The organism is Neisseria sp. 27098_8_139, from assembly GCF_041433195.1.
Classification (GTDB): Bacteria; Pseudomonadota; Gammaproteobacteria; order Burkholderiales; family Neisseriaceae; genus Neisseria; species Neisseria subflava.
Genome location: NZ_JAPWBA010000002.1, coordinates 1 through 12,853 on the forward strand (window position 1 = coordinate 1; position 12,853 = coordinate 12,853).

At 49.0% G+C, this 12,853-nt stretch carries 11 protein-coding genes and 1 pseudogene; 4 read left to right on the forward strand and 8 right to left on the reverse strand.

What is annotated here, in order from left to right:
- The first annotated feature begins 109 nt into the window (after positions 1 to 109).
- Together O3660_RS02610 and uvrB are read left to right on the forward strand one after the other, a co-directional pair.
- On the forward strand, positions 110 to 523 hold the full coding sequence (locus tag O3660_RS02610) for a type IV pilin protein (RefSeq protein ID WP_070747509.1): 414 nt from the start codon (positions 110 to 112) through the stop codon (positions 521 to 523).
- A 254-nt stretch (positions 524 to 777) separates the two neighbouring features.
- Positions 778 to 2,805: an excinuclease ABC subunit UvrB gene (uvrB, locus tag O3660_RS02615; RefSeq protein ID WP_371464515.1), complete on the forward strand. Its 2,028-nt coding sequence runs from the start codon at positions 778 to 780 to the stop codon at positions 2,803 to 2,805.
- Positions 2,806 to 2,843: 38 nt separating this feature from the next.
- Here uvrB and O3660_RS02620 read toward each other — a convergent pair whose 3' ends face one another.
- The 8 genes and pseudogenes from O3660_RS02620 to gap all read right to left on the reverse strand — a co-directional run bounded on the left by O3660_RS02620 (position 2,844) and on the right by gap (position 10,289).
- Entirely contained in the window at positions 2,844 to 3,053 is a 210-nt protein-coding gene (locus O3660_RS02620; RefSeq protein WP_049351538.1) for a hypothetical protein, read from the reverse strand.
- Positions 3,054 to 3,272: 219 nt separating this feature from the next.
- Positions 3,273 to 3,965 (reverse strand): annotated as a pseudogene (locus O3660_RS02625) (IS110 family transposase); the annotation flags it as partial.
- A gap of 243 nt (positions 3,966 to 4,208) precedes the next feature.
- Complete coding sequence (locus O3660_RS02630; protein WP_371464516.1) at positions 4,209 to 5,033, reverse strand: CHAP domain-containing protein; 825 nt, start codon at positions 5,031 to 5,033, stop codon at positions 4,209 to 4,211.
- A 66-nt stretch (positions 5,034 to 5,099) separates the two neighbouring features.
- A complete protein-coding gene (locus O3660_RS02635) occupies positions 5,100 to 5,582 on the reverse strand; it encodes a DUF6636 domain-containing protein (protein WP_065425725.1) in 483 nt (160 codons plus the stop codon).
- A gap of 155 nt (positions 5,583 to 5,737) precedes the next feature.
- Positions 5,738 to 6,460 carry a type IV secretory system conjugative DNA transfer family protein gene (locus O3660_RS02640; protein WP_241479531.1) on the reverse strand — a complete coding sequence of 241 codons (723 nt, stop codon included), beginning with the start codon at positions 6,458 to 6,460 and terminating at the stop codon, positions 5,738 to 5,740.
- Positions 6,406 to 6,846: a hypothetical protein gene (locus tag O3660_RS02645; RefSeq protein ID WP_314053741.1), complete on the reverse strand. Its 441-nt coding sequence runs from the start codon at positions 6,844 to 6,846 to the stop codon at positions 6,406 to 6,408. The genes O3660_RS02640 and O3660_RS02645 overlap by 55 nt, the downstream gene beginning before the upstream one ends.
- 106 nt (positions 6,847 to 6,952) lie before the next feature.
- On the reverse strand, positions 6,953 to 9,160 hold the full coding sequence (uvrD, locus tag O3660_RS02650) for a DNA helicase II (protein WP_371464517.1): 2,208 nt from the start codon (positions 9,158 to 9,160) through the stop codon (positions 6,953 to 6,955).
- Between the two features lie 100 nt (positions 9,161 to 9,260).
- Entirely contained in the window at positions 9,261 to 10,289 is a 1,029-nt protein-coding gene (gap, locus tag O3660_RS02655) for a type I glyceraldehyde-3-phosphate dehydrogenase (protein WP_003684617.1), read from the reverse strand.
- Positions 10,290 to 11,064: 775 nt separating this feature from the next.
- Here gap and O3660_RS02660 point away from each other — a divergent pair.
- Entirely contained in the window at positions 11,065 to 12,600 is a 1,536-nt protein-coding gene (locus O3660_RS02660; protein ID WP_080974689.1) for a sodium-dependent transporter, read from the forward strand.
- Positions 12,600 to 12,692, forward strand: coding sequence for a methionine/alanine import family NSS transporter small subunit (locus O3660_RS02665; RefSeq protein ID WP_036472778.1), 93 nt, complete (start codon positions 12,600 to 12,602; stop codon positions 12,690 to 12,692). The genes O3660_RS02660 and O3660_RS02665 overlap by 1 nt, the downstream gene beginning before the upstream one ends.
- Positions 12,693 to 12,853 lie beyond the last annotated feature (161 nt).

Here is a 12,853-nt window from a genome sequence, read left to right on the forward strand (position 1 = left end):
GGATATAAAAGATAAAGGAAATAAAGAGATGTACTTAAATGTATTTGATGGAAAACGGAATAGGGCAACTGTGCAGAGGGGCTACTCTTTGATACAGCTGTTGGTGGTGATGTTGTTGGTTTCGATATTGGCGACGGTGGCATTTACGGCCTACCGGGAATCGGTCCGCTCGGCCAACCTGCGTGCGGCGCATGCCGCCCTGCTGGAAAATGCGCGCTTTATGGAGCAGTTCTATACGAAAAAGGGCAGCTTTAAGCTGACGTCGACGAAGTGGCCGGAGCTGCCGGTGAAGGAGGCGGGTGGTTTCTGTATCAGGATGAGCGGTCAGGCTAAGGGGATCTTGGAGGGGAAGTTTACTCTGAAGGCGGTGGCGTTGGACAGGGAGGCGGAGCCGAGGGTGTTGCGCTTGAACGAGTCGCTGACGGCGGTGGTGTGCGAGAAGATGAAGGGGAAGGGCAGCTGTATGGACGGCGAGGAGATATTTAGGGGCAATGATGCGGAGTGTCGGCCTTTTACGGGGTAGAAACCTGATCGAAAGGGAGGATGCGGATAAAGAAAAAGGACGTGCACAGGCACGTCCTTTGGTGAATGAAGATGGGTTATTCGCTCCAGCTGACCCAGCCCAGCATCCAAGTATTGTTCCTGCTAACACAACCAATCTCAGTTAGCTAAGGAAGGAGATGAAATATTTAGTCTCGTCAGATTGGCACACTATCAATTTTCAGACGGCCCTTTGTTATAATCTTCTCTTTACCTGAACATAAAACAGGCCGTCTTATGGAAGTCATACAATATCCCAATTCTCCCTTCAAACTCCACCAACCCTTCCCGCCCGCAGGCGACCAACCCACCGCCATTGCCGACCTGCTCGAAGGGCTTTCAGACGGCCTGGCCTATCAAACCCTGCTCGGCGTAACCGGTTCGGGCAAAACCTACACCATGGCAAACGTCATCGCCCAAAGCGGCCGCCCTGCTATCATCATGGCGCACAACAAAACCCTTGCCGCCCAGCTCTACGCCGAAATGCGCGAGTTTTTCCCTGAAAACGCGGTGGAATATTTCGTCTCCTACTACGACTATTACCAGCCCGAAGCCTATGTGCCCAGCCGCGACCTGTTCATCGAAAAAGACAGCGCAATCAACGAACACATCGAGCAGATGCGCCTTTCCGCCACCAAAAACCTGATGACGCGCGATGACGTGATTATCGTCGCCACCGTGTCCGCCATTTACGGTATCGGCGACCCGACCGAATACCAACAAATGGTGTTGTCCGTCAAAGAAGGCGACACCATCGAGCAGCGCGACATCATCGCCACGCTCGTTTCCATGCAGTACGAACGCGGCGATTTGGACTTCAAACGCGGCAGCTTCCGCGTGCGCGGCGACGTGATTGACGTGTACCCCGCAGAAAGCTCCGAAAACGCCTTGCGCATCAGCCTGTTCGACGACGAAATCGACCGCCTTGATATGTTCGACCCGCTTTCAGGCAGCCTGCACCAGCGCGTCGGCCGCTACACCGTCTTCCCGTCCAGCCACTACGTTACCCCGCGCGACACCGTCTTGCGCGCCTGCGAGTCCATCAAAGAAGAATTGCGCGAACGCATCGAGTTTTTCGCCCGCGAACAACGCCCCGTCGAGCAACAACGCATCGAACAGCGCACCCGCTTCGACCTCGAAATGCTCTATGAAATGGGCTTCTGCAAAGGTATCGAAAACTACTCCCGCCACTTCTCCGGCAAAAAAGAAGGCGAACCGCCGCCCACACTGATGGACTACCTGCCCGACAACGCCATCATGTTCATCGACGAAAGCCACGTTACCGTAACCCAAATCGGCGGCATGTACAAAGGCGACGCATCGCGCAAGCAAAACCTCGTCGACTACGGCTTCCGCCTGCCTTCCGCCCGCGACAACCGCCCGCTCAAATTCCACGAATTTGAAAAAGTCATGCCGCAAACCGTCTTCGTTTCCGCCACCCCCGCCAAATACGAAGAAGAACACGCCGGACAAGTGGTCGAACAAGTTGTCCGCCCCACTGGACTGGTCGATCCCCAAATCATCATCCGCCCCGTCGCCACCCAAGTCGATGACTTAATGAGCGAAATCAACGACCGCATCAAAAAAGGCGAACGCGTGCTCGTTACCACCCTCACCAAACGCATGGCGGAGCAACTCACCGACTATTACAGCGAACTCGGCATCAAAGTGCGCTACCTGCACAGCGACATCGACACCGTAGAGCGCGTTGAAATCATTAGAGATTTGCGGCTCGGCCTGTTTGACGTGCTGGTCGGCATCAATCTCTTGCGTGAAGGCCTCGACATCCCCGAAGTCTCTCTCGTCGCCATCCTCGACGCCGACAAAGAAGGCTTCCTACGCTCGCACCGCAGCCTGATTCAAACCATAGGCCGCGCCGCGCGCAACGTGAACGGCGTCGCCATCCTGTACGCCGACAAAATCACCGACTCCATGAAAGCCGCTATCGACGAAACCGAACGCCGCCGCGAAAAACAAATTAAATTCAACGAAGAACACGGCATCATACCGCAGCAGATTAAAAAACAAGTCAAAGACATCATCGACGGCGTGTACCACGAAGAAGACAGCGGCAAAGGCCGTCTGAAAGGCAAAAACAAGGTTAAAGTCGGTGAGATTCACAACGAAGAAGACGCGATTAAAGAAATTGCCAAACTGGAAAAAGCCATGCAGCAGGCGGCTAGGGATTTGCAGTTTGAAGAAGCGGCGGTGTTAAGGGATAGGATTCGGGGGATTAAGGAAAGGTTGTTGTTTGGGGCGGAGTGAAAAACAGAAAGCCCACTAAATTAAGTGGGCTTTCTTAATTATGCTTTAGACAAATTTTCTGTGCGGCCTCGATGTGCCTTGATTCTGTTATACACAGATGCTTCAGATAACTGGAAGAATTTGGCTATTTCCTTACCATTGTAACCCTTATCATATAAATCTTGCATAACCATATCTTGATCCCTGCGTGGCATTGCTTGGAACATGGAAATTGTTACTTCTTTGTGAATACCATTAAAACCAAACATGGCTACCTCTTTCTTTAATTGATTGACAACGGATGCATTCTCTCAAAATGTTTTTCATTTGTCAAATATTCTCAAAACATTCTATATTAAAATTTTCAAATATATGATTATAAATAAATTTTAAAAAATATATAAAATTTTAATACAATAAAAAGCAAGCCGTAGCAAGCGTAGCAACTGTATTTTTCACCCCGTCGGGCAAAAATACCAAAACTCAAATCAAGCCGTGCGGATACCGTTTTCGGTGATACCGTTTTCGGCAAAGTAATCACGCATCCGGGCATTCAATATCGTCAGCAGTTTGCGCATACATGCCGTAACAGCAACCTTATACGGCTTACCCTTGGACAGCAGGCGTTGGTAGAAATCCCGAATAAGCGATTCAAAACGTGTTGCCACTACGGTAGCCATATACAGCGCCTTACGCACCGCAGACCTTCCGCCGAAGCAGCGGCTTTTGAATTTGGTTTCCCCGCTCTCCCTCGGGTGCGGGGCAATACCGACCAGACTCGCTAGCCGTTTGTGGTTCAGCCGTCCCAATTCGGGCAGCATCGCCATCAGCGTAGCCGTCGTTATCGAACCGATGCCTTTGATTTGCTCCGCCACTTGGGCTTTGCCGTCAAAATGCGTGTGGGTGTGTTCGTCGATTTGTTTGTCCAACTCGTCAATCAGCCGGTCAAAATGGGCAATCAGTTGTTTGACGCTTTCAACTTGCGTTTCGTGAACCTGATACAGACGGTTTTTCTCGGCAGTCCGCATCTGCACCAGTTGGTTGCGGCGGTTAACCAAGGCTTCCAACACTTCTTCCGCTTCGGTGGGCGGGTGATAGAGCATGGTTTGCCAACCCTCTTTCTGCGTCATCATCTGTGCGAAGAAGGCAAGCATTTGGGCATCTTTGGCATCGGTTCGTGCATAACGCTGGAACGAACCATATCCGTAATCATTTCACGTTGTTCGTAAAGGGATTTGTCCAATTTTTCTTGAAGATTTTGAACAATTTTATTGCTGTTTTGCTTGAATTGCGCCATAACCATCCGCCGTCTCGAGCAAAAGTTTGTGCGCACGCTCAATTTCATTGTTATCCATGAATCGCTTTCTTAAAGAAAAAATAAAACAAAAGGAATGCTTTATCAGCATTCCCTATAATCTGTTAAATCAACCGAACGACCTACCGCCATAGCTGCGTTCTTCTTGCATTTGCGGCGTATTTTGGGCGGTTTCTTGCTGCTGGCGGTTTTCTTTTAAGGCTTCTGTCTGTTCGGCACGGAAATTTGCCACTACATCGGGATTTTCTGCCAAGGCTTTGGTGGCAAATGTGCCGTCGGTGTCGTTTTTCAAACCTTGAATAAGGGCTTGGAGTTTGTCGGCTGGAGAGTTGTTTTCTTTTGTATTTTCGTTTTGTTCTAAATTATCTAATCTGTCCTTAATTTCAATATCCCAATTAGGCGTGCCATACCCCTTAATTGAAGGATGATTTAAATTATATTGTTTTTTTCTGACAGTTGTTCCAGAACGATCGCCTGGTTTGGCACTTGTATTTCCTTCTATCGTGTAAACAATCCCTTTTTCCAAATCCACATCGGTAACAACGCCAGTATGATTAACAGTTCTAGTTTTGTCTTTTGTAGGTAAGAGGAAAAAAATCTGGTCTCCCTTTTGGGGTGTATAATTTGCCGAATCATTCCACCCCCCAATTTTTTGATAATTATTTTTACTATTTTCTGTTCTTGCAGAAAATCCCCCAATCATTTGTCTTGCATTTTGTTTACCAAAAGATTCTTCCATAACATAATCAACATACATATCGCACCAAAATTGTCCTTGTAGTCCATAGTGCGCACCAAAAATGGTTATGTCTTTGCCTTTTTCTGTATAGCCGTTATATTTCCTTAAGTTTTCAATATAATCATTAATTACTTGATCTTTAATATATTCTTTCAAATTTTCTTGATTGCTTACTTTAAATTCATTTGCTGCCATTTTCATTCCTTTGAAATAATGGTTGAAATCTAAATAATACAACGGCTACCTGATGATTTTTAGGGATTAAAATAATTCCTGTGACTGTTTGTTGATTTTAAAGCCATGTTTATCACGGTTAGTACAAGTTAGCGTTGATTCGCTTGCTGTGCATTGCCAACCATCACCTTTAATACTTTCCCCTGATTTTAATATTGTTGCCCTAGGGTTAAATGGAAAATCGCTACTACAAACCAGACTGGCTTTTCCATTTTGTCCCACAAAAAACGATTCACCCCATTCCAATTCACACTCACCGCGTGGAAAAATCGGCTCATTCTCAATTCGGGTAAAACACTCTACGCCTATTACTTCTGCATCTTCAAGCTGACTTTCTGCTCCACAATAAATTGTGCCATTGGCAGCACGAAAGTTAAATTTGTAGTTCGTTGTTTCATTCATATATGAATCGTTTATTGTAGAAACAGGCTCTTTTGCATTCACTGTACAACCTGCCGAAAAAATAGAAAATGCAATAGTTGGGATAATGAGTAATTTTTTATATTGCATAATAACTCCTTGAGTAGCTGTGATTTTGTAGCATTGTAGCAATAAATCCTTAAAATGAAAAACACGGCTAAAATTGACCGCACTTTGTAGGCCGTCTGAAACTGTATCGGGATACGGTTTTAGACGGCCTTAAATATTTCATAGAAATTATATGGTTAAGCAGATACGTTTAATCTAGGCACTTTAATCTTGCCCTGTAATCGTTTTGTAAACGAACTATCTTTATAATAGCGGATTTTTTCACACATCACAGGATGGGATAGACCCTCATACACGAAAATCTCTTTATCTTCCGGCATTGCCTTTAATTCTTGTGGAAGCATCAATGCCCGACGTTCGTCACCAATACTGACACTTTTCTCCCTGCCTTTAGTTACATTGGATTTTTTTACTGATGTATAACCGAGCATTTCCGAGTAATCCACTGCATCTTGTTGCTCCCGCGGGGTGTAGAGGATTTGCAAGGCATGGTTGGTTACCATAGTCCGGCTTACTTCTTTTCCATATACAGAATCTAATTGGGCTAAAGATTGAATGATCGGAAACAGCCTAATGTTGTAACCTGCGATATAACTGACTGATTTGGCAATAATATCTACAGCACCTATGGAAGTAAATTCATCCATCAATAAAAGGCACTGATACCGCAATTCCTTATTGCTTTGAGGAAGTTCTTTGGTATTAAGGTTAATCAGTTGGCTAAAGAATAGATTAATGATTAATCGGGCTTCAGCCAGTTTGTTTGGTTGGATACCGATATAGATAGTCATCTTTTGTTTGCGTACATCGGTAAGCAGAAAATCATCCGCACTGGTTGCCGCATCTACAATAGCAAGCCGTAGTCTGCATGACCAACCGCGTGCGTGGCTGTGCCACACACCCTACCTGCAGGTGGCATAAATTTTAAACCTGACGGGTAGCAAGCGTAGCCTGCATGACCAACCGCGTGCGTGGCTGTGCCACACACCCTACCTGCAGGTGGCATAAATTTTAAACCTGACGGGTAGCAAGCGTAGCCTGCATGACCAACCGCGTGCGTGGCTGCGCCACACACCCCACCTGCGAATGGCACAAACTTTAAAACCGAGGTGTAGGGTGTGTGCGGTACGCACGCACGCGTTTTTTGCTGTTCAAACCATTGTTTCCAACTTTCAGACAATCTCAAACGTCGTCTGAAAACTTTTAGAATAAAAGCCGTCTGAAATCTAGTTTTCAGACGGCCTTTCGCCTCGTCAATGTGCATTGTAGCGTGGGCTTTGTCCACGACAATGCTGGGTAAAAGAAGTCGTCTGAAATTTTGTTTTTGATTCTTGGGCAAAGCCCATTCTACGGGTTTCAGACGGCCTTTATCATTCCAAGCCTTCTAGTCTCTACATCTCTTCCAATTTCGCAAACTTGGTGTCCAACTCTTTCACGCCCTGTTTGCCGAAGTTGATGGTCAGACGGGCGGATTCGCCTTTGTCCACGGCATCGATGATGACGCCTGTGCCGAACTTGGCGTGGCGGACGTTTTGCCCGATGCGGAAGCCTGCATAGGTTTGGGGCTGTTTGTAGTCGTCGATGATTTTGTCTTTGGGCGCGGCGGTTGGGCGCGGGCTACCGTAGCTGTCGTAGGTTGTCTTTTTGACGGACAGGTAGTGCAATACTTCGGGCGGGATTTCTTCGACGAAGCGGGAGACGATGCCGAATTGGGTTTGTCCGTGCAGCATTCGTTGTTGCGCCATGGTGATGTAAAGGCGTTTGCGGGCGCGGGTGATGGCGACGTACATGAGGCGGCGTTCTTCTTCGAGGCCGCCGCGTTCGGCAAGGCTCATTTCGCTGGGGAAGCGGCCTTCTTCCATGCCGGTGAGGAAGACAGCGTTAAATTCCAAGCCTTTGGAGGCGTGGACGGTCATGAGTTGGACGGCTTTTTCGCCTGCGCCTGCTTGGTTTTCGCCGGATTCGAGGGCGGCGTTGCTGAGGAAGGCGAGGATGGGGAAGGCGGGGTCGTCTGAAATGTTTTCGGGCAGGGTTTCAAAGTTGCTGTCTTCGGGTTTGAACTCGATGGCGGCGTTGACGAGTTCGTCGAGGTTGTCGAGGCGGTCTTGGTTGTCGCCTTTTTGGGTTTTGTAGTGTTCGGTCAGGCCGCTGTCTTTGAGGATGCCGACGATGATTTCGGACAGGGGCATTTGTCCGACTTGGTTGCGCAGGGCTTCAATCAGGCGGACGAAGGCGGCGATTTTGGTGGCTTTTGCGCCGGCATTGCAGGCAGCCTGCCAGAGGGTGATGCCTTGTTCGTTTGAGGCCGTCTGAAGGTTTTCGATGGTGCGTGCGCCGATGCCGCGCGGCGGGAAGTTAATCACGCGCAAGAGGGCGTTGTCGTCGTCTGGATTGACGGCAAGGCGCAGGTAGGCGAGCGCGTGTTTGATTTCTTGGCGTTCGTAAAAGCGCAGGCCTCCGTAGATTTTGTAGGGAATGCCGCTGCGGAACAGGCTTTGTTCGATGACGCGCGATTGGGCGTTGCTGCGGTAGAGGACGGCGATTTCGTCCAAATTCCAGCCTTCGCGTTCGAGGGCTTTGGTTTCGTCAACGATGAACTGGGCTTCTTCGAGGTCGGTAAAGGCGGAGTAGTAGCGGATTTTGTCGCCTGCTTCGGCATCGGTGCGCAGGTTTTTGCCGAGGCGTTCGTCGTTGTTTTCGATCACGGCGTTGGCGGCGGCGAGGATGTTGCCGACGGAGCGGTAGTTTTGTTCGAGTTTGACGGGCGCGTCGATGTGGAACTCTTCCATCAGCGCGGTCATGTTGCCGACGTGCGCGCCGCGGAAACGGTAGATGCTTTGGTCGTCGTCGCCGACGGCAAATACCGCCGCGTTGCCGCCCGCCATGAGTTTGAGCCAGGCGTATTGCAGTTTGTTGGTGTCTTGGAACTCGTCGACTAGGATGTGGTTGAAGCGGTTTTGGTAGTGCTGGCGCAGGATTTCGTTGCTTTGCAGCATTTCGTAGCTGCGGAGCATGAGTTCGGCGAAATCGACCACGCCTTCGCGTTGGCAGATTTTGTCGTACTCGGCGTAGCATTCAATCATGCGGCTTGTGTGCGGGTCGGGCGCGCTCAACACGGAAGCGCGCAAACCGGATTCTTTTTGCGCGTTGATAAAGCCTTGCAGCGAACGCGGTGCGATGATTTCTTCAGAGATGTTGAGGCTTTTGAGCAGGCGTTTGATGAGGGAAAGCTGGTCGCCGCTGTCGAGGATTTGAAAGGAAGACGGCAGGCCGGCATCGCGGTGGTGCAGCCGTAGAAAACGGTGGCAGAGACCGTGGAACGTGCCGAGCCACATGGCGCGGACGTTGACGGGAATCATTGCGCCCAAACGTGTCTGCATTTCTTTGGCGGCTTTGTTGGTAAACGTTACCGCCATAATGCTGTGTACGCTGGCTTGTCCGCTTTGCAACAGCCAGGCGATGCGCGTGGTCAGTACGCGCGTTTTGCCGCTGCCCGCGCCTGCCAAGACGAGGGCAGATTGCGGCGGCCAGGTTACGGCGGAGAGTTGTTCGGGGTTTAAGCCTTGCAGGAGGTTGGGGGCGGATTCGTTGGGAAACATGAAGAGGCCGTCTGAAAAGAAATGGGAATGCAATATTTTAAAGGAAATACAAAAGGCCGTCTGAAAAGATGTTTCAGACGGCCTTTGTGTTGGAAGCCGATTAGAACGGACGTACTTCCAAACCGAACATACGGCGCGCGGTGTTCAGCATTTGGCAGCTGAAGCCCCACTCGTTGTCGTACCATGCGAACACTTTAACCATTTTGCCTGCGGTTACTTTGGTCAGCGTAGAGTCAAATGTGCTGGCTTGGGTAGTGTGGTTGAAGTCCATAGAAACCAGTGGCAGGGTATTGTAGGCCAATACGCCTTTCAGACGGCCTTCTTCGGAAGCGGCTTTCATCAGCGCGTTGATTTCTTCGGCAGAAGTGTCGCGGCCTGCTTGGAAGCTCAGGTCAACCAGGGAAACGTTGACGGTCGGTACGCGGATGGCGAGGCCGTCGAGTTTGCCTTTCAGGTCCGGCAATACCAAACCGACGGCTTTTGCAGCACCGGTTTTGGTCGGAATCATGTTTTCCACGCCGCTACGCGCACGGCGCAGGTCTTTGTGGCGTACGTCGGTTACGGTTTGGTCGTTGGTCAGTGCGTGGATGGTGGTCATCACGCCGTTTACGATGCCGATGTTTTCGTTCAACACTTTGGCTACAGGTGCCAGGCAGTTGGTGGTACAAGATGCGTTGGAGATAACGGTCATGTCGTCGGTAATCACGTCGTCGTTTACGCCGTAAACCACGGTTGCGTCAACGTCATCGCCGCCGGGAGCGGAAATCAGCACTTTTTTCGCGCCGCTTTCCAAGTGGATTTTGGCTTTCTCTTTGCTGGTGAACGCACCGGTACATTCCATTACCAGGTCAACGCCCAATTCGCCCCATGGCAATTCGGCTGGGTTGCGGGTAGAGAAGTAAGGGATTTTTTTACCGTCGATGATGAGGTGTTTCTCATCGTGGGAAACTTCAGAGTTGAAGCGGCCGTGAACAGTGTCGAATTTGGTCAGGTGAGCATTGGTCTCGATGCTGCCGCTGGCATTGATGGCAACGATGTCGAGTTGGTCTTGCAGTTTGTAGTCAAAAATAGCGCGCACTACTTGGCGGCCAATACGGCCGTAGCCGTTGATGGCAACTTTGATACCCATGGCTTTTCCTCTTCTTTTGGGTTTGGGTTATGGAGCGAATGGTGGCAATTATAGCAAAATTGTAGTGTTGTGTAATTAATGTTTTATTGAAATTTTTAGGTTCGATTATTTTTGATTGTAGATGATTATAGTAGAAATAAAGGTTTAAATTTAATGTTATTTTGCATTTTTTGAAATTTTATTTTTTATTAATTCTATTTTTAGTGTTTTATGCTCGTTTTAAATCATGGTAATGAATGAAACGGGAAGAGGCGGATTGTTTTTGTTTATATTAAACAGAATGTGAGTGTGGCTTTTGATTACAACATACAACAGTGTAATTTTCAGACGGCCCGGGTTTAATCGAGCAAAAGGAAAAGGCCGTCTGAACATTTTTGATGACATGGAATTTAAACGCCTTGGATTCCTGCTTTTCCTTGCCGGATAAGGGGAGGGCGATTTTTAGCAAAGGGGAAATGGTCGGAACAAGGGAGGGAAAAACGGTGGATTGAGCTGTGTTTGAGTGTTATATAAATAAGTGTATGAAGGTTTTAGTCGTAGTGTATGAAGATTTTGCTTGTGATTTAAATTTAATTATGACTTGTCAACACTGTTAAATTTTTTTACGATAAGGTCAGATTATGTTTGCATGGCCATAAGCGGTGCATCCTCTATACCGGATATTATCCTTATCCGAATATCTACTTTAACCGACCGGCTTGTCCGGCCTGATTCCTAAATATATACGCGCAAGGCTGAACGGCCTTGGCGACACTCGACTTTTAAGAGGTTCATCGTGTCAAATTCTCAATCCAGCGAACGCGCGACGTTTAGCAGTCGCCGCGCCTTTATGTTTGCTGCCATCGGCTCGGCCGTGGGCTTAGGCAACATTTGGCGATTCCCTTACATCGCTTTCGACAACGGCGGCGGTGCTTTCATCCTCCCTTATTTGGTTGCGCTGTTGACGGCAGGTATTCCGCTGTTGCTGCTCGACTACGCCATCGGCCACCGTTACCGCGGTTCGCCACCTTTGGCTTTCCGCCGCCTCGGCCGTTTGTTTGAGCCGATGGGTTGGTGGAATTTCCTGACCAACGTCATCATCTGTATCTACTACGCCGTGATTGTCGGCTGGGCGGCAAGCTATGCCTATTATTCGTTGACTTCGGCATGGGGTGCGGATCCGCAGACCTTCTTCTTCAAAGACTTCCTGCAAATGGCCGATGCCAAAGACTTGGGTTTGGATTTTGTCGGTAAAGTTGCCGGTCCGCTGATTGCCGTGTGGGTGTTTACGCTGGCGATTATGGCTTTGGGCGTACAAAAAGGCGTGGCCGGTGCATCCACATTCTTCATGCCTTTGTTGGTGGTGATGTTTGTCATCATGGTGGGCATTGCCCTGACTCTGCCGGGTGCGGCAAAAGGTTTGGACGCTTTGTTTACGCCTGACTGGAGCCGTTTGGCAGATCCGAAAGTCTGGGTAGCCGCATATGGCCAGATTTTCTTCTCGCTCTCCATCTGCTTCGGCATTATGATTACTTATTCTTCTTACCTGAAGAAAAAAACCGATTTGGGCGGCACAGGCTTGGTTGTCGGCTTTGCCAACAGCAGCTTTGAGTTGCTCGCCGGTATCGGCGTATTCGCAGCATTGGGCTTTATGGCGCACGCGGCAGGCAAGGAAGTCAGCGAAGTGGCATCCAGCGGTATCGGCTTGGCGTTTATCGCGTTCCCGACCATCATCAACCAAGCCCCTATGGGCGCGTTGATCGGAGTGTTGTTCTTTGGCTCGCTGGTGTTTGCCGGTGTCACTTCCATGATTTCCATCGTTGAAGTGATTGTGGCCGCGATTCAAGACAAAATGAACATCGGCCGTGTCAGCGCGACTCTGATTGCAGGCGTGCCAATGGCGATTATTTCTACCTTGCTGTTCGGTACGACCACCGGCCTGCCTGTGTTGGACGTATTGGATAAATTCATCAATACCTACGGCATTGTGGCTTCCGGTTTTCTTTACGTTTTGGCGATTGTTTTGTTGCGCAAACTGCCCGAACTGCGCAATCACTTGAACGCGCTGTCTTCCATCCGTGTCGGCATTGTATGGACTGCCAGCGTGGTGGTTACCGTCGCTATGCTCGGCTATATGCTTTATCAAGATACCGCCGGCCTCTTAAAAGAGAATTACAGCGGCTATCCTGACAGCTTTCTCAATATCTTCGGTTGGGGCATGGTCGGCGCTCTCTTGGTATTGTCTGTCCTGCTGTCGTTCTTGCCGTGGAAACATGGTCAGAACTTCAACGTCAAAGACGAACATGAACACGAACGTGAAGGAGACGAATAATGAGTACTTCAGCCATTATTATGATGCTTGTCGCATTGATCGTCATTTGGGGCGGATTCATCGTCTCCGTCCTGCGCCTGCCTAAAGAATAAGGTTTGAGCAAATGAAAAGGCCGTCTGAAATTTAAATTTCAGACGGCCTTTTCCGTTAAAAATGGTAAAACGGCCTAAAAAAGAGTAGAATATGCACCGTTTACAACTCTGTGCCTCTCAGTAGGCTTGAATTATGGACCTTCCCAGTTCGCCTTTGAACT